At 70.7% G+C, this 17,293-nt stretch carries 15 protein-coding genes and 1 tRNA gene; 6 read left to right on the top strand and 10 right to left on the bottom strand.

Going from position 1 to position 17,293, the window contains the following annotated elements; translation table 11 throughout:
• The first annotated feature begins 13 nt into the window (after positions 1-13).
• The 3 genes from FKM96_RS05720 (at position 14) to FKM96_RS05710 (ending at position 2,410) form a co-directional block, all read left to right on the top strand.
• Positions 14-1,567, top strand: a complete 1,554-nt coding sequence (locus FKM96_RS05720; protein ID WP_246855218.1) for an alpha/beta hydrolase — start codon at positions 14-16, stop codon at positions 1,565-1,567.
• 114 nt (positions 1,568-1,681) lie between these two features.
• Positions 1,682-1,754, top strand: a tRNA-Thr gene (locus tag FKM96_RS05715).
• Positions 1,755-2,206: 452 nt separating this feature from the next.
• Entirely contained in the window at positions 2,207-2,410 is a 204-nt protein-coding gene (locus tag FKM96_RS05710; protein WP_147796946.1) for a cold-shock protein, read from the top strand.
• 63 nt (positions 2,411-2,473) lie between these two features.
• Here the strand turns inward: FKM96_RS05710 and FKM96_RS05705 are convergent, their stop codons facing one another.
• Positions 2,474-3,565, bottom strand: coding sequence for an acyl-CoA desaturase (locus tag FKM96_RS05705; RefSeq protein ID WP_147794417.1), 1,092 nt, complete (start codon positions 3,563-3,565; stop codon positions 2,474-2,476).
• A 166-nt stretch (positions 3,566-3,731) separates the two neighbouring features.
• Here FKM96_RS05705 and FKM96_RS05700 point away from each other — a divergent pair, with 166 nt between their 5' ends.
• The 3 genes from FKM96_RS05700 to FKM96_RS05690 all read left to right on the top strand — a co-directional run bounded on the left by FKM96_RS05700 (position 3,732) and on the right by FKM96_RS05690 (position 6,818).
• Positions 3,732-4,121, top strand: a complete 390-nt coding sequence (locus FKM96_RS05700; protein ID WP_147794416.1) for a VOC family protein — start codon at positions 3,732-3,734, stop codon at positions 4,119-4,121.
• 55 nt (positions 4,122-4,176) lie between these two features.
• Positions 4,177-4,476 (top strand): hypothetical protein, encoded by a 300-nt coding sequence (locus FKM96_RS05695; protein ID WP_147794415.1) that lies wholly within the window; start codon positions 4,177-4,179, stop codon positions 4,474-4,476.
• Between the two features lie 227 nt (positions 4,477-4,703).
• The gene (locus tag FKM96_RS05690; protein WP_147794414.1) at positions 4,704-6,818 is read left to right on the top strand and encodes a hypothetical protein; all 2,115 of its coding nucleotides are present in this window, start codon (positions 4,704-4,706) and stop codon (positions 6,816-6,818) included.
• A gap of 29 nt (positions 6,819-6,847) precedes the next feature.
• Here the strand turns inward: FKM96_RS05690 and FKM96_RS05685 are convergent, their stop codons facing one another.
• From FKM96_RS05685 to FKM96_RS05645, 9 genes are all read right to left on the bottom strand, one after another.
• The gene (locus FKM96_RS05685; protein ID WP_147794413.1) at positions 6,848-7,807 is read right to left on the bottom strand and encodes a hypothetical protein; all 960 of its coding nucleotides are present in this window, start codon (positions 7,805-7,807) and stop codon (positions 6,848-6,850) included.
• Positions 7,804-8,499, bottom strand: a complete 696-nt coding sequence (locus FKM96_RS05680) for a DUF4190 domain-containing protein (protein ID WP_147794412.1) — start codon at positions 8,497-8,499, stop codon at positions 7,804-7,806. The genes FKM96_RS05685 and FKM96_RS05680 overlap by 4 nt, the downstream gene beginning before the upstream one ends.
• A 332-nt stretch (positions 8,500-8,831) precedes the next feature.
• The gene (locus FKM96_RS05675; RefSeq protein WP_147794411.1) at positions 8,832-9,611 is read right to left on the bottom strand and encodes a hypothetical protein; all 780 of its coding nucleotides are present in this window, start codon (positions 9,609-9,611) and stop codon (positions 8,832-8,834) included.
• Between the two features lie 101 nt (positions 9,612-9,712).
• On the bottom strand, positions 9,713-10,411 hold the full coding sequence (locus FKM96_RS05670; protein ID WP_147794410.1) for a hypothetical protein: 699 nt from the start codon (positions 10,409-10,411) through the stop codon (positions 9,713-9,715).
• On the bottom strand, positions 10,408-11,103 hold the full coding sequence (locus FKM96_RS05665) for a hypothetical protein (RefSeq protein WP_147794409.1): 696 nt from the start codon (positions 11,101-11,103) through the stop codon (positions 10,408-10,410). Before FKM96_RS05665 ends, FKM96_RS05670 begins: the two co-directional genes overlap by 4 nt.
• The gene (locus tag FKM96_RS05660) at positions 11,066-11,923 is read right to left on the bottom strand and encodes a hypothetical protein (protein WP_147794408.1); all 858 of its coding nucleotides are present in this window, start codon (positions 11,921-11,923) and stop codon (positions 11,066-11,068) included. Before FKM96_RS05660 ends, FKM96_RS05665 begins: the two co-directional genes overlap by 38 nt.
• A 21-nt stretch (positions 11,924-11,944) precedes the next feature.
• Positions 11,945-14,056 (bottom strand): hypothetical protein, encoded by a 2,112-nt coding sequence (locus FKM96_RS20550; protein WP_168216887.1) that lies wholly within the window; start codon positions 14,054-14,056, stop codon positions 11,945-11,947.
• A 296-nt stretch (positions 14,057-14,352) separates the two neighbouring features.
• Positions 14,353-15,063 carry a hypothetical protein gene (locus FKM96_RS05650; protein WP_147794407.1) on the bottom strand — a complete coding sequence of 237 codons (711 nt, stop codon included), beginning with the start codon at positions 15,061-15,063 and terminating at the stop codon, positions 14,353-14,355.
• 40 nt (positions 15,064-15,103) lie between these two features.
• On the bottom strand, positions 15,104-17,290 hold the full coding sequence (locus FKM96_RS05645) for a hypothetical protein (RefSeq protein ID WP_147794406.1): 2,187 nt from the start codon (positions 17,288-17,290) through the stop codon (positions 15,104-15,106).
• Positions 17,291-17,293: the final 3 nt, after the last annotated feature.

Below are 17,293 nucleotides of genomic sequence, written 5' to 3'. Positions count from 1 at the left end.
TTACCGTGGTCCGGTGACTCCCGCCTCGAGAGCCCTCAGCCGACCTGTGCCCGCGACCCGCCGCCGCGGGCTCGCGCGCGCCGCCGCCCTCGTCGCGGTCGCCGCCCTCGCGCTGGCGGGCTGCACGGCCCCGAAGGAGCAGACCGAGGTCACGACCGCGCCGACCGCGGCCGACGTCCGGGGCCTCGACGCGATCTACGCGCAGGAGCTCGACTGGCAGGCCTGCGGCGAGCTGGAGTGCGCCACGCTGGTCGTGCCGCTCGACTACGCCGACCCCGACGGCGACACCATCGAGATCGCCGTCAGCCGGCACCCGGCCGCCGGCGACCGGCTGGGGTCGCTGCTGATCAACCCGGGCGGCCCGGGCTCGTCCGGCATCGACGCGCTGTCGTCGATCGCGCTGCCGCGGTTCGGCCAGGAGGTCGTCGAGCGCTACGACCTGATCGGCTTCGACCCGCGCGGCGTGGCGTCGTCCACCCCCGTGACCTGCGTCGACGGCCCGGCGATGGACGAGATCGTCTCGACCGACTTCGACTTCGGGACTGACGAGGGCATCCAGGCGGCCGAAGACGCGTACGGCGCGTTCGGCGCGGCGTGCCTGGAGAACACCGGCCCGGTGCTGGAGCACGTGGACACGGTGTCCGCCGCCAAGGACATGGACGTGCTGCGGGCGGTCCTCGGCGACGAGACGCTGAACTACGTCGGCTACTCCTACGGCACCCAGCTCGGCGCGACCTACGCGGCGCTGTTCCCGCAGCAGGTCGGGCGCCTGGTGCTCGACGGCGCCCTCGACCCGACGCTGTCCTCGCAGGAGCTCTCCGAGGGCCAGGCGCAGGGCTTCGAGAACGCGCTGCGCGCCTACGTCGCCGACTGCCAGGCCGGCGCGGACTGCCCGCTCACCGGCTCCGTCGACGACGGCCTCGCCCAGGTCCGCTCGGTCCTCGACCGGGCGCGGAAGTCCCCGCTGCCGACCGGCACCTCGCGCCCGCTGACCGGCGCGCTCGCGTTCAGCGGCATCGCGCTCCCGCTGTACGACGAGAGCTCCTGGAGCTACCTCACGATGGGCCTGGACGCGGCGCTGTCCGGCGACGGCTCGATCCTGCTCCAGCTCGCCGACCTGTACTACGACCGGAACGCCGACGGCACGTACTCCTCGAACTCGACCCAGGCGTTCTGGGCCATCGGCTGCGCCGACGACCGCGGCACCACCGACGTCGCCGAGATGCGCGCCCAGGCGGCCGCGATCGAGGAGGTCGCGCCGACCGTCGGGTACTTCTTCGGCTACGGCGGCGTGATCTGCGCGCAGTGGCCCGTGCCCGAGGCGGGCGGCCTGGACGACTACTCCGCGGCCGGCGCCGCGCCGATCGTCGTCGTCGGCACGACCAACGACCCGGCGACGCCGTACGCCTGGGCCGAGAGCCTGGCCGGCACGCTCGACTCCGGGCACCTGCTCACGTACGAGGGCGAGGGGCACACCGCCTACGGCCGGTCGAACGCCTGCATCGCCGACGCCGTCGACGCGTACCTGCTCGAGGGGACCGTGCCCGCCGACGGCACCCGCTGCTGACCGCGGGCGGGCCCGCCGAGGCCCGTCTCCGGCGGGGTGACGCGACTCGCTTTGGTCGAGGCGCCGTCCGCCAGGTACAGTGTCCGTGCTCGTCCGCCGGATCGGTGGGCGCGCGCCGCCTTAGCTCAGTCGGCAGAGCGTCTCACTCGTAATGAGAAGGTCAAGAGTTCGATTCTCTTAGGCGGCTCAGCTGGAGGCCCGGGATTCCTCGCGGATTCCCGGGCCTCTTGCAGCAGTCCGGACGGCACCCACCCGGTGCCGTCGCCCCCACCCTCCGCCGACGTCGTGCGGAGTGAGAGCAGTCGTCAGATCATCACCCTCAGTACCCGCACCACCACCCCCGCCGACACCGCGCCCGTCCAGTGGCGCCAGGCGGACGAGAACCTCTGGGCCGCCACCGCCGCCGGCGAGTACGCCGGCCTCATCGCCCGCGAGCCCGACGGCCACCACGTCAGCGACCACCTGTCGCGCCCCGTGGCCGTGACCCCGACCTGGGACCAGGCCGTCGCCGCGCTCGCCGCGGCCCGCCGTCCCGCCGCGCCCGCACGCTGCGTGCGCACCCACCACCGTCCGCGCCCCTCGGGGCGCGGCACCAGGATCCGCGTCCGCGGTTCCGGTCCTCGAACGAGAGAAGACATCATGACCACCGGCACCGTGAAGTGGTTCAACGCCGAGAAGGGCTTCGGCTTCATCGCTCCCGCCGAGGGCGGCCCGGACGTGTTCGCGCACTACAGCGCGATCGCCTCCTCCGGCTACCGCTCCCTCGAGGAGAACCAGCAGGTCGAGTTCGACGTCACCGAGGGCCCGAAGGGCCCGCAGGCGGCGAACATCCGCCCGCTCTGAGCTGACGCGCGAACGCCGGCCGCCCCCCTCGGGGACGGCCGGCGTTCTGCTGCTCCGGGTCGCTCAGACCTGGCGGAAGCGCTGCACCATCGGGCAGTCGAACGGGTTGCGGGCCGCGAGCCCGACGTCGTTCAGGTACCGCACCACGATCGCGTAGGACCGCAGCAGGGTCGTCTCCGTGTACGGCACCCCGTTGCGGAGGCAGTGCTCGCGCACCAGCAGCCGGGCCCGGGCCAGGTGCGGGCGCGGCATGCTCGGGAACAGGTGGTGCTCCACCTGGTAGTTCAGCCCGCCCATGAGCGTGCTCATCGCGTGCCCGCCGGTGATGTTCCGGGACGTCAGCACCTGCTTGGACAGGAAGTCCAGCCGGCTGCCCTCGGGGATCATCGCCATGCCCTTGTGGTTCGGGGCGAACGACGCCCCCATGTAGACGCCGAACACCGCGAGCTGCACGCCGAGGAACGCGAAGCCGATCCCGAGCCCCAGGAACCACAGCACCGCGGCCGTGTAGACGCTCAGCCGCACGACGAGCATCGTCAGCTCCAGCGTCCGGGCCCGGGACCGCTCCTGCGCGAGCAGGCTGCGGAACGCCGTCACGTGCAGGTTGAGGCCCTCCAGCGTCAGCAGCGGGAAGAACGCCCAGCCCTGCACCCGGGTCAGCGCCGCCATCACCCGGCTCTGCTTCGCGGCGTCCGCGTGCAGGAACACGATGGTGTCCGGCGCGATGTCCGGGTCCTTGCCCACGTGGTTCGGGTTCGCGTGGTGCCGCGAGTGCTTGGTCATCCACCACGAGTGGCTGATGCCGACGACGCCGTTCGCCAGGATCCGGCCCAGGCGGTCGTTCGCCGGGCCCGACGCCAGCACCTGCCGGTGCGACGCCTCGTGCGCGACGAACGCGAACTGCGTCAGCACGATCCCCAGACCGCCCGCGATCAGCAGCTGGAACCAGGACCGGCCCAGCAGCACCGAGCCCGCGACGAGCGCCGCCAGGGCGACGCCCAGGCCGACCAGCAGCAGGACGTAGAAGCCCGGCGTGCGGTTCAGCAGGCCTGCGTCGCGGATCTGGCGGGAGAGCTCCTGGTAGGAGCCGGTCGACGCGGCCTGGTTCGGCCGGGCGGGGGCCGCCGGCGCGGCGGCGGGTGCGGGGGGTGTCACGAAGCGCGCTCCGAACGTGGGGGGTGGTCGACTTCCCAGCCGCGGGCGTGAGCGCGGACGCTCGTCGTTCGGATGCGTTCCACGCTACGTGACCGCGCGCGGGAGCACCCGGGGGCTGTCCCCCCGAACGCGGGTGGATGTCGTGGAGGCACGGTAGGAAGGCGGTATGGAACCGCGGATCAGCGTGGTGACGCTCGGCGTCACGGACCTCGACCGGCAGTGCGCGTTCTACGAGGCGATGGGGTGGCCCGCACCACGCCGGCCCGACGGGGAGGTGGCGTTCTTCCAGGCGGGCGGGATGGTGCTCGCGCTGTGGACCGGCGTCGAGGGGCGCGGGGCGCCGGGGCTCGAGCTCGCGTACAACGTGCGGGCGGCCGCGGAGGTCGCGCCGGTGCTCGACGCGGCGGCGGCGGCGGGCGGGTCCGTCGTGCGGCCGGCGGCCCTCGCGGAGTGGGGCGGGACCTCCGGGGCGTTCGCCGACCCCGAGGGGTACGTGTGGGAGGTCGCGCACAACCCGGAGTGGCCGATCGGGGAGGACGGGTCGGTCACGATGTGAGGCCCGGCGGGCGGCGGCTCCGGCGTCGCGGTGTGCCGCCGGTACGCTCGCGGCCGTGCCGTCGTACCGCGTGACCCTGGGCGTCGGGCTGCTGCTCCCCGGCGTCGACCCCGCCACCCTGCTGCCCGCCGCGGCGGACGCCGCCCGGGCGCTGACGAAGGTCGAGGCGCAGGACGTCGCCGTGGTCGCGGGGGAGGCGCGGGTGGTCGTGCGGTACCTCGCGGGGGACGACGGGTCGGCGGCGCGGATCGGGCGGCGGGTGGCGGCCCGGGCGCGGGAGCTGGCGGAGGTGCGGCGGGCCGACGTGGCGCGGCGGTCGGGGCCGCGCTGGGTGGCGGTGCGCGGGATGGGGTGAGTACGGACCTCCGTCCCATCTCCCGCCTGCGGCCGGTTCTAGCGTGGAGCGCAGTTCGCGTCAGCCGCGCGTTCGTGCAGGTGCAAGGACGACCTGCGCCGCGGTCCTGCCGTCGATCGCCGTGAGCGCGTCCATGATGTCGCCGCGCCCGAGCTGGAGCCCTCGTGACGATCGACAGCGCCGGCAGCTCGGGTCGCGGAGCGGACCCGGGATGCGCCGGGACTGCCGTGCCACCCGGTGCCGTCGCATCCGCCGAGAACGCCCCGGGCCTGCTCGAGCTGCGGCGTCCGCGGCTGTCGCCCCGTCTGTTCGCGGCGATCGCGGTCCCGTACGGCGTGCTGGGGCTGCTCGCGGCCTGGGCCTCGTACTCGCTGCACGCTCGGGTCGGCTCGGTGATCCGCGACGGCGAGCTGATCCCGGTCGGCGCGGACGCTCGCCTCTGGCAGCTGGTCGCCGCGCTGCTCGAGCTGGTGCCCTGGACGCTCGCCGCGCCGTGGGCGCTCGTCGCAGGGATCGGGGTGTGCGCCGCGGAGGGCGCTCGGAGGCGCGTGACCGTGCGTGCGGCCTGGTGGTGGGCTCTGCGTCGACCGCTCGCGGTTCTGCGGGTCACCGGCGTGCTCCTCGTCGGGCTCGTGGGCGCCACGGTCGCGCTGGGCGCAGTGGTGCTGGTGTTCCCCCCGTTCCCGGACGCCCTGGCACTCGTCCTGGGTGGAAGCGTCCTGCTCACCCTCAACGGCCCGTACGCACGGCTGTCGAACCGGTGCGTCGAGCGGGTCCTGACTTTCAGAGGTCAGGACGCGGTCCGACGGGCGGCCGCGCTGCGCGAGGTGCAGGGGCGCCCGCTGGGCCTCGTGCTGAAGCTCGTCGTGGCGGCCGCAGTCCTGCAGGCACTGGTCCGGATGGCGCACCCGGAGTGGTTCGGCTGGCTCGGGGAGCTGGTCGTCGCGTTCGCGATGGTCGCCGCAGCCTGCCTTCTGGTCGTCGCCGCGGTCGGTGACGTGCTGGCCGACTTCGAAGACGGGCAGCCGGTGGCGCTGCCCACCCTCTCCCGACGACCCGCGGTCGTCCCTGAGGACGCGATCGCCGCGATCGCTGCCGTCGCTCTCCTGGTCGGGGTGGTCGCACCGCGGGTCCTCGTCGCGATGAACACGTCGGACCTCGTCGGGGTGCGCACCGTCGAGTCGCCCGGGTTGCTGAAGAACCGTGCCGACCTGGTGGTGCTGGGCGACCGGGTGGTGCTGGACCGGAGTCAGGCCTGGTTCGACCGCAGAGCCGTCTCGTGCACGGATCGCGAATGCTGGGCCGAGCCCGAGGTGGGGCATGACGCCCCGGTCGCCGGGACGGCCTCCGAGGGCGGCGCGTCGGTGTGGAGCGCGGAGTGGACCGTCGGCCCGGGCCGGACGGTCTGGACGGGCGAGGACGTGCCCGTGCGGCTCGAGCTCACGCAGTCCGGGACAGGCGGCGCCGACTGGACCGGGCGCGCGCGGGTCGACACCGTGCAGGTCCTGCACGAGACCACGCTGTTCGGCGTGGTCTCCGACCGCGTGGACGAGCACGCGGTCCACCTCGGGTGGGGTGACGACGGTCTCGTGCCCGCCGTGGCGACGGCGCCGTCGGGTGTGGTCGCCGTCGCGACGGCTCCCGACCGGGTGGGTGTCCCCCGAGAGCTCATGATCTGGACCTGCGTGAGCGCCGACGAGAGGAGCCGCGCCCCGTCCTGCCGCCTCGCGTCCGGGCAGGTGCACGCGCTGATCCCGGGCGGAGGGCGCCTCGACCTCGCGGCGGCGGACGACGGCACCGCCTACGCCGCGGCAGTCCTCGCCGGCACCGACGTCGTGCTCTACGTCGCGGACGACGGCGTCCTGACGGAGCGGCGGATCGGCCTCCTCGGAGTCGATGCGACCGACGGCGCGGGTCCGTCGTCGGTAGCCGTCGTCGTCGATCCGCGGGGAACCACGTGGGTGCTGTACCGGCTGAGCCACGAGGCGGAGGCCACTCTCGTCCGGTGTGCGAGCCGCACCTGCGAGACGTGGGACTCGATCCCCGTCCCGGGGGTACCGCTGGCGCAGGGGGCTCTTGCCGTCGACGACACCGGGCGTCCGATGGTGGTGACGTCGGACCCGGACGACGGCGTGCTGCGCCTGCTCTCCTGCCTCGACCACGCGTGCTCGGAGTCGGAGTCGGTGTCGCTGACGGCGGGTCGCCCCGTTCCCGGCGATGGGCTGGCGGCCCCCTCGCTGGCGGTCGCCGACGGCCGGCCGGTGATCCTGTCTCCTGGTGACGGGCTCGACAGCCCTGGCGCCCTTCTCCGGTGCGAGGAAGCGCGGTGCGGTGCGGCGTGAGGGCCGATCGAACCACTGGGCGCTCGCGCTCAGGGGCGCCCTCGTCGCACGCGCTCAGGGGCCAGGTCTGGTTCGGCCCGGAGCACGCCGTCGGACCACAGCACCACGACCTCGTCGTCGAGCCGCCGCAGCTCGGGCGTGCCCGCCTCCGTCGCGACCGCGTCGTGCATGGCGTTCCAGAGCGCCGCGGGCGCGGCGTGACCCGCAGCGACCGCCCAGTCCCGATCGCCGAACCAGTACGCCACGCGGTCGTCCGCGAGCAGCCAGTCCAGGGCGTCCGTGCCGTGCTCCCCGAGGTGCCGGAGCGCGAGATCGGCGGGGTCGACGACCAGCATGCCGAACCCGTCGTGCGCGAGTCCCGGCAACGTCGAGGCCATCGGGCTGCTCGGTGCGCCCGACGGCCCGATGCTGTCCAGCATGGTGAACAGCTGGTCGTGCGTCTGCTCCCACTCGTGGAGCGCGTCGCCGACGGCGGTCGCCAGCCGCAGGTCGACCCGCGCGCCGGCGGGGTCGACGACCAGGTACGCGACGGCCGTGGCGGCGTTCACGCCCTCGAGCAGGCCTGCCGCGATCCGCGAGGTCGTCGCGTCGTCCCAGGCGGTCGACGCCTCTGCCGCCGCCGCCCGGACCTGACGCTGCGCTCCCGCCACCGCCGCGCCGTGCTCCGGCTGCGCGGCACCGACCATGTCGAGCGCGACGAGCAGGTCCGTCAGACCGGAGCCGTCGAGCGCGGCGAGGGCCGCGGCCTGCTCGGCCGGGTCGCCGGCCAGATCGGTGAGCAGCAGGCTGACCGCCGCGACGTCCTCGGCGCTCGCGGAGCGCGGCGCGAGGCACGCGCGCGGCCGTGAGGTCGGCGTGCGAGCAGGCGGCCCCTGCTGTCCCGCCCGCCGTCGCTGTGCATGCGGGCAGGACCGGCAGCAGCACGCCAAGCACGAGCGCGACGCCGGCCGCTGCGCGCCGCCGCGTGCGGCCGGCGACGACCGCCTCATCCCCCATCCGGGAGGTATGACCGGACCCGGGCGCACGCCGCGTCGTCACCGTCGTCGCACGCCAGGGAGTCCGCGACGGCCGCCGCGTACTCGTCGTCGTCGAGGTCGAACGCGAGCCACATCCCCTCGTAGAAGCTCTGCCAGTAGCTGCCCTCGTACGCGCCCGGATCGATGTCGAGCGTCTCGGCGAGCTCGGCCAGGTCGTCGAGGTAGCTGGTCTCCGGCGCGAACTCGCCCAGCCACGCACCGGATCCGCGGTCCTCCTCGGGGTCGAGCGCGTCGGTCCCGGGCGCCGCGGTCGTCGGGCCTGCTGATCCGGCCTCCGCACCGCGCTCCGTCGCGACCGACCAGGGCGCCAGGCTCCCGGTGACGACCAGGACCACACCCCACGCCACGGACAGCACGACGGCGGTCCACGCCTGCCCGCGTCCGGCCCCGCCTAGGCGACGGGCATCGCGCAGCCCGAGCACCGCGAGGACGAGTCCGGGCAGCGCGGCGCCGCAGGCGCCGAGGACGACGGCCAGCAGGGCCAGCACGTTCCGAGGACGGGTCGCGGGCGGCGTCGGCGGCACCGCGTACGGGTCGTGCGGCGGGGGCAGCGGTCCTCCGGCCGGCGGTGGTCCGGCGGGCACGGGCGGCGGACCGGGTGCCGGCGGCGGCGTCGGCTCGGCGGGGTGCTGCGGGGTGGTCATCGGGGGCTCCTTCTCAGGTACTGGGGGTGGTCGAGGTGGCGACGTGTCGAGCTCGGTCCAGCCCGCCCACGGGAGCGGTGGTGCCGGCGGTGACGTCCGGCGCGTGGGATGTCACGCGAGGTGTTCCACCACGCACCGAGAGCGACCGCCGAAGCGGCGGCGAGGCAGGTCGCGAGGACGCGTGGAGCGTCCGGCGGCGTGCCGCGGACCGGCGGACGCCATGGAGGTGGGGGTTGTCATTGCTCGCTCGCCGTGATCTTCGCCCTGCGCGTTCGCCACTCGGTGCTCGACGGTGTCGTCAGTCACGAGCGTCGTCGTGCGGATCTCGCCGCTCAGAAGATCCACGGCTCACCGGTCTCGGGATCGATGCGGACCTCACCGGTCTTCTCGTTGATCCAGGTCCCGTCATGCATCCGCCCCTGCAGATCGGGGATCGGCACTCCGTCGGGTCCCAGGACGTCGCCGCCCCACACGTCCTGGCCGAAGGGAGGTGCAGGATCGAAGAACCCGGGTCGCACCCCGGAGAGATCGCAGGCACCGGGATTCTCGTACGACCAGCTGGCGCCGGCGTCCGTGACCCGGATGTGGCCTGAGGCGTCCCGCTCCAGGCGGTGCCACATCGGGTTGCCGCTCTTCAAAGTGAGTACGTCATCGAGCGTCATCGGTTCGGTCGAGTACCAGTGCCAATGAAGGAGTGCAGAGGGAGAGAACTCGCACGTGAACACCGTCGCTTCGTCCCCCGCGGAATCCACGCTCATCACTTTCATGAGGTTGGGGCCGGGTGCGTACTGATACTCATTGCGGCCCCCTTCGTTCCCTAGTGAGTAGGCGACGCTCCGAGCCCTCCGGGCGAGGAGCATCAGGTGGTCGTCCTCCACGAGCTCCTTCAGGGCGGGGTTGGAGAAGTCGTGCGTGTTCTGCGCCGCGACGTGGGCCGCGTCGGCCTTGTACAGGGCAGCCACCCACTCGTCCGACATGTTCGGTGCGCCGAGCGGCCAGTCGATCGCCGGGACGCCGTCGACGATCTCGTCGGGTGCCCACCTCGCCGGCTCGTCGTAGGGCGAGCACGCCGACACGAGGGCGATGCCGACGGCGGCCGCGATGCTGGGCAAGCGCGTACGAGTCCTCGATGTTGCTCTTGAAGTCGTCGAGGGCGGCACAGCGAGAGACTTCTGATGCCCGTGTGACGACATACCCCAACTGACGCTGCGGGTCATGTCTCATCTCCGGTGTAGTACCGGGTGAAACGGGGCGTGTCCTGCCAGTCGACGAAGTGTTGAGTGGTGATGGTGCCGGTGGGTTCGCACTTGCCGAGAGAAGTCGAGTCCCCCTCGAGGTACTGGTAGGTGGCGCCATGCCGGACGAGTCGGGCGCGGGAGAGGATGTGCCCGTCGACGCCGCGGAATGCGGGTTCGTGGGTGTCGACGCGGTAGCGGGTCAGTGGTTGTGCAATGGCGCAGGTGATGATGTCGACGGTTCCGTCGTCGTTGTGGATGATCTCGACGATCTCGTAGGCATACGGTCCTGCTTGTGCCACGCCGTCTCCGGGTCCCCACGTCACATCACTGCAGAACTGGCCGTCGGCGAAGAGGTCGGGGTGCAGCCACTCCTTGATCTCGGGGATGTCGCATCTCATCTGCAGACCCGCCCATGCCATGACCGCTGTCGCGGTTCGGAGGGCGCGGCCTTCAGGGGTGTCCTCGAGGGCGGTCTGGGTGACCTGCTCGGGTGTCAGCTTGCCGACGGGAGGTAGGGACGGCGCCGGTGTCGGCGTCGGCGCCGCCTGCGCCTGCGGGGTGGTGGGTTCGTGCGAGGCGTTCCACGCGGCGACCAGGGCGGCGAGGGCTAAGCCTGCACAGGCGATCGCGGCGAGGATTGGCAGCGCCCGCGGGCGGATTGTGGGTGAGTTCACTTGTTGGTCTCTTCTTCGCACGAATCTGGATGCTCCGCCGGAGTCAGCCCGCAACTGCCACTGGGGTTCGGGTTCCCGGCGGCGTTGCCGACGACGTCGTACCAGTGATTGATCGAGCTCCTCAGATTCTCTTCCGTGACGTTGTCGATCGGGACATCGATGAGAAGGTCCGCCCAGGATCCGATAAGTCGTTCCTTGCCCTCCTCGCGGTGATCGATCACGAGCTGCTTGATCTCCCGGTGCGACGAGGCGTCAGAAGCGGCCACCATGATGTCGGGAATCGAGCCCACGGCCCCTTCGATGAGTACATCGAAGACGACTTTCCCGGTGCTGGGCACGGGAATGAGTGAGAGGAACCTGTCCAGGGCTCGTGCTGCGCTCTCGACGTCGTCGGTCTTCGCCTCGGCTGCGACCTCGAACTGATGGCCCAGCGCCTCGTGCGTGAATCCGTAGAGGACTCCTGTGCCCATCCAGACGCGACTCGCGTCGTCGTAGTCCCGTGCGGATGTGACGTACGTGTGCGCGGCCTTGAGGTAGCGCTCGAGGTCTCCTGCGAATAGCTCGAGCGTGCGTGTGTCCTGTAGGGCGATCCCGAGAACACGCGCAAGCGGACCGGGATCGAGTTCGAGTGCCCTGATCGTCGCGCGGGAGCCGTCAATCAGGACAACGGTCGAGGAGCATCCGGCGATCACCAGGAACGCCAGTGCGCTTGTGCCGCGCGCTCGGAATCGTATCCGAATGGTAGTTCACCTTTCCGGGCGACATCTGATCGAGGCTCGCGGTTTCAAGTTGCTCGTTCGCGTGCTGGAGCGTGAACACCGGTGTGTCCTGCCAGTCCTCGAAGCGTTGGACGGTGACAGGGAACTTTGGTTCGCAGGATGCGGCGAAGGTGCGAGGACCGGTAGCCATCAGTTGGAACTCCGGGGAGTCGGAGTCCGGTGCCGAAGGCGCCAGCCGCCAACCCACTTGCCTGTGCCTAACCGGGCCCGCGTCGAAAGGTCGATGGGTGATCGAGTCGTAGCTGAGCTGAGGCTCACGAAGGCAGACCATGACGATCGCGGTGCCGTCCTCGTCTCGAATGACCTCAATGGGTTCGAACGCGGGCGGTCCCACCGGTCGTACGCGGTCCAGGGAATCGTCCGCGCTCGGGAGGTCCGATCGCGGGCAGAGAAGGTGCCGATCCTCGGGGCGTACCCGGTCGTGGAACTCAGGGAACTCGCAGTTCAGGTAAAGGCTCGCCCAGGTGACCGCGGCGAACGCGGCACGCAACGATCGGACCTCGGGCGTGTCCTCCAGCTCGGTGTACGTCGGGTGTTCCGGAGCGAGCTCGCCCACGGGAGGAACTGCAGTCGGAGTGGATGTCGGCTCGCCGGCGTCCGAGCGTCCGGTCTGCGGTGCGGGGAGCAGGCAAATCGCGACGAACGCCGAGATCAGCGCGAGCGCGCCGAGAAAGACGCGCTGCCCGCGACGGTGATCTCGGGTCTCACCGATCCGGGTTGTTGATGCGTTCACGGGTGCGCCGCCGATGACGCGTCAATTGGTCGCATACCCACCACTCCCAGCGGGGTTCGATGAAGCGTTCGAATCGATGTCGAACGCTTCAGCCAATTTCGCCGCGAGTTCCGCGGCGGAGGATTCGTCGATTCCGTGGTCCTCGAAGTAGACCAGAGCGATTCGCTGAAGGTCTCGACCTGCGGCCTCGCGCTGGCTTATCGATGCGTCCTGGATTTCAGCCCATGTCTTCGTCCCGTGAATCTGGTCGGCGATGGAGTCCGTCGCCACTGCCGTACCAATCTGGACCAGGTAGCCGGTGATGGAACCCCCGGTCCCGGGCATGGGAATCCACGAGAGGATCGTCTCGAACATGTCGCGTGCGGCTTGAGCTGCCGCGCTTGCGTTGCTCTCGATCCTGCTCGTCTCGCCTGCGAGCGCCCCATAAGCCAGGCCATAGAGCCGTCCCGTTCCTGTGATGACGTCGGTGCGCTGCGAAGCTGCCTGCGCAGCGGAGTCACTCAGGTAATCAGCCATGGCCCGAGCGAATGTGTCCCGGGCATCGTTATCTAGAAGGCTGACGCCGAGCACGCGGTTGAGCGCCCCTTTCGTTATGTCAAGGCCGAGCACGGTGATGATCTCGCGTCCGACAAGCGCGTCTGCAGGCGCCTGCTCGAGCGAAGATGCGTTCCTAGGGTCGAGTCGGGCGACGATCTCGGGGATGACGATTGCCAGCGAGGAGGCCAGGTGAAGAGCGGCTGGGGCCGATACGTTGTGGGCCTCGAATCCCGGGTTCCGTCCCAGTCCATTCACCGCTCGTGAAAGAAAATCGAGAGCTGTGGCCCAGTTGAGGTCGGATGCGTCGTGCGTGCGGATAGTCGGGTCGGAGATGATTGCGTTCATCAGTGCCGCTGGCCCGCCGAATCCGTCGATGGTCCACGGAATCTCCCCGCCGGCCCATGGGTGCTCGCCATACCAGTACTCGAGCGTCCGATTGAAGTTTCCGGAGGAGGCGAGGAAGGCGAGCGTGTCGGATGGGATCTGGCTCATGAGCATGAACGAGGCGTTCGCCAACGACTGCTGGTCGTGGAACTGGTCGAACGGTACGTTCTGCGGAACGGCGGTCACCGCGGCGAACCGTGTGGGGTCGATGCGGCGCATGAGCTCGAGGCCCTCGAACACGCCGAGTCCGATGTGGGGCCCGACGCCAGGAGCTGTGAGCAGGACGGAGAGCAGGACCGGTTCGGGAACCCGAAGCCAGTCGGGCAGCCCTTCGGTGCGCAGTTCCCGGACCAGGTGGAAGCCGAAACGCTGCTGGTCATCTGCGCTCCACGCCCGCGACGCCGAGGCAAAGGCGCCGGCGAGCAGGCCGACGAGGTGCGACGTGTCGTCGTTCCCGCTCACTCCCGACGCGTGGCCCATGAGCCGCAGAAGCCCGCGTGCGCCGAGCCCGTCGAAGAACGTGCCCATGAGCTCGGCGTCGTTGCTGTGCATGAGCAGGAACTGGTGGAGCAGGTCGAGGTTGCCGGTGGGGTCGCGGTCGAGCAGGTCGAGCAGCTCGTCGAGGATGTCGGTCTTGGGGATCGTGCGGCCGTTGCGGTAGGCGATGGCCTGCCAGGCGGCGGCGCCGGCACCGGGTGCGCTGTGCAGGGCGGCGGCTACGTCGTTGTCGAGTGCCTGCCGTTCGGCGCGCAGGTTGTCGAGTGCGACGGTCTGGGTCGCGATGTCGTCGGTGAGGGAGGCGACGGTGCCGCGGGCGTGGGTGATGCGCCAGGCCGCGGTGTCGTCGTCCTTGTCGTAGCGTGCGAGGGTCTTCTTGGCGGTGCTGAGGGAGCCTTCGGCGCTGGACAGAGCCGAGCGGATCTGGTCGCCGCGGGCCTGGATGTCCCTGAGGCGGGTGGCGTAGCGCACGAGCTCGTCCTTGACCCGGTCCCAGGCCGCGACGGTGAGTCGGCTGGACTCGGTGGCCGCGTCCAGGCTCGAGCAGAACGCGTTCCCGGCCTGTCCCTGCCAGGCGGTGCGCACCGTCGGGGCGAGGCTGCTGGCGGTGCTGGCGGCGCCGGCGAGGTCGGTGCAGATCCCGCGCACCTGCTCGGCGGCGCTGTCGCACACGCCGGGGACGCCGTTGTCGGGCCGGCGGCCGGTCCCGCTCACCGGAAGCTCTCCGCGACGTCGGTGTGCTCGTAGGGGTAGTCCGCGGGATGCGGCGGGGTCAGATCGCCGGGTGTCGAGGCCCGTGTCATCAGGGCCAATTTCGGCCTGGGTGTGGGAGAGGGTGACGGGTGGACGGTCGAGGAGCACCCGGCTATCACCAGGAACGCCAATGCGCTCATGGCGCACTCGCGCAGTCGTGTCCGCACGCTAGTTCACCTTTCCGGCCGCCATCTGGCCGCGGCTCGCGGTCTTGTCGCTATGGCTCATAGACAGCCATTTGCAGTCTGCGTAGGGGATTACCTCGCCGCGAGGCTCGGTGGCCGGGTCGGAGGTGTATCGTCCCGCCAATGCGGCGGGGGTGTCGAGAACGGCGCGGGCGATGTGAAGACACTCGTCCGCGGCCAGTCGACAAAGATCTGGGCGGTGACTTCGACGTCGGGGCAGGGTTCGGAGCTGGGCTGCACTTCGCGGAGGCGGTGCGTGGTGGGTTTGAGCCCGAGTGTGATCAACGCGGTGCGCTCGTCCTCGGTCAACGGCGAGAGGTCGTAGGCGATCCGGAACCTCTGGGTCGAGCCTTCGGTCTCTAACTCACCCGTGCTTCGCAGGGCGTAGCGTTGGGGCGAGTCCTCGTAGCAGGCGATCACCTCGACGTGGCCATCGTCTCGAGGAGCGATCTCGAGTGGCGTGAAACTCGCCGGGCCGATTCCGAACCGATCTCCTCCTGTGGTGAACGAGTAGTTTTCCTCGCATTTGAACCCGTCTGCGTCCACCAGTGCCTTGTACTCTTCGGTGCTGCACAGGTCGTTGAGCCACCCCCACGAGGCGACGACGAAGTCGCGGCGGAGGGAGACGATGACGTCGGTGTGCTCGTAGGGGTTGTCCGCGGGGTGCGGCGGGTTTAGTTCGCCGGGTGTCGATGCCCGTGTCACCAGGGCCACGCTCGGCCGGGGGGTGGGGGCTGGTGACGGGTCGACGGTCGAGGAGCATCCGGCGATCACCAGGAACACCAGTGCGCTTGTGCCACGCCCGCGGGGTCGATTCCGCACGCTAGTTCACCTTTCCGGCCGCCATCTGATCGCGGCTTGCGGTCTCGTCGCTATGACTCAGCGACACCGAATAGGCGCCATCGGTCTCCTCGCTGCTGAACGCGGCCGCCGCGGTGTCGTACGCTTCACTAATGTTCTTGGTGAAGTCGTCGATCGTGACTGGGCGCACCATGCGGGTGTCCGGATCCACGACGGTGTACGGCGGGTTCATTCCGGCGAGCGCGGTCTCGAGTGCACCCTTGATCCGGATTTCGAGGTCGTCTCGACCCGCCGCTTTGGGGTTGTTGCGGATCTCGAGCAACTGTTCGTCCGTCAGGATCTGCGGGATGATCTTTGCCAAGACATCTGGCGCCACAGTGGTGGCAGCGGCAACTCCGATGCCGACGCCCGCACTCGCGCCCGGGACAGGTACCAATCCGCCGACCGCGAAGATCTGGTCGAGGAGCGCCCGCGACGAGTTGCTGAGACGCGCCGCGTCCCCTGCTGCCTCGACGCTGTAGGCCGCGTACGTGAAACCCCACACGGCGCTCACCGAGCTCAGTAGGGCTCGGGCCTGATCGAGAGTCGGGGGCGTCGCGCCCGTCACGTGGGCCAGCACCGCGTCGCCGTAAGCGCGCACCTGGACCAGGAAGGCGCTCAAGGCGCTCGGATGGGTGGCGGCGACACCAAGGGCGCGAGCCAGGTTGCCGAACTTCGCATCCAGCGTCGGCCCGTTCTGCAGGAGTCCGTCGCGGAACACTTCCGCCGCTACGCCCGTAAACGTGGATCGATCCTGATCGCCGAAGATGTTGCCCGCGATCTCCGGGATGAAGGACGAGATGGCGATGGCGATGTCCAGTGCCGCCGCCGGGCTCACGTTCGAGGTGTGGTAGTCGGGACGGCCGCCCAAGTTGTCCAGAGCCGTGGAGCAGAACTCGAGGATCGCCTTCCACTGCTCGTTGCCGCCGGCGAGGTCCACGGGTTCGTTCGCGATCGCCCGGAGCAGGGCGGCGGGTCCGGTGAACCCGTCGCTCGCCCAAGGATGCCTGCCGTACCAGTAGGCCACCGCTTCCGTTGGGTCGCTCCGCGAGAAGAAGTAGTCGCGGGCTTCCCCGGGGATCTGGCTTATGAGGAGGAAGAGCGTGTTTGCCAGCGACTCGATTGTGTAGTCAGCCGCTCCCGAAGGGGCGCCCAGGGGAGCGGTGATCGCAGCGAATCTTGTGGGGTTTAGGTGACGGAGTTCGTCGAGACGCGCGAACGCGCCGAGGCCCACCTGGGGCGGCACACCCGGCGATGCCAGCAGGCGGGCGAGGAGCTCCTGGTCTGAGGTGAGGGACGACACGGTGTCGGGGTCGATCGCGTTGACGAGTGCGGCACCGAAGGCGCGCTGCTTGTCGGAGGACCACCCGGACGAGGCCGTGACGAAGCCGGTGGCGAGCAACCCGAAGATGAAGGTGGCGGTGCCGCCCGGTCCGGCTCGGCGCATGAGGTCGATCAGCCCGCGTGCGCCGAGCCCGTCGAAGAACGTGCCCATGAGCTCGGCGTCGTTGCTGTGCATGAGCAGGAACTGGTGGAGCAGGTCGAGGTTGCCGGTGGGGTCGCGGTCGAGCAGGTCGAGCAGCTCGTCGAGGATGTCGGTCTTGGGGATGGTGCGGCCGTTGCGGTAGGCGATGGCCTGCCAGGCGGCGGCGCCGGCACCGGGTGCGCTGTGCAGGGCGGCGGCTACGTCGTTGTCGAGTGCCTGCCGTTCGGCGCGCAGGTTGTCGAGTGCGACGGTCTGGGTCGCGATGTCGTCGGTGAGGGAGGCGACGGTGCCGCGGGCGTGGGTGATGCGCCAGGCCGCGGTGTCGTCGTCCTTGTCGTAGCGTGCGAGGGTCTTCTTGGCGGTGCTGAGGGAGCCTTCGGCGCTGGACAGTGCCGAGCGGATCTGGTCGCCGCGGGCCTGGATGTCCCTGAGGCGGGTGGCGTAGCGCACGAGCTCGTCCTTGACCCGGTCCCAGGCCGCGACGGTGAGTCGGCTGGACTCGGTGGCCGCGTCCAGGCTCGAGCAGAACGCGTTCCCGGCCTGTCCCTGCCAGGCGGTGCGCACGGTGGGGGCGAGGCTGCTGGCGGTGCTGGCGGCGCCGGCGAGGTCGGTGCAGATCCCGCGCACCTGCTCGGCGGCGCTGTCGCACACGCTGGGCACGCCGTTGTCGGGCCGGCGTTCCATCCC

Origin of the sequence: Cellulomonas sp. Y8, from assembly GCF_008033115.1 — a bacterium.
Taxonomy (GTDB): Bacteria; Actinomycetota; Actinomycetes; order Actinomycetales; family Cellulomonadaceae; genus Cellulomonas.
This window is presented reverse-complemented; position numbering and strand designations above follow the sequence as displayed.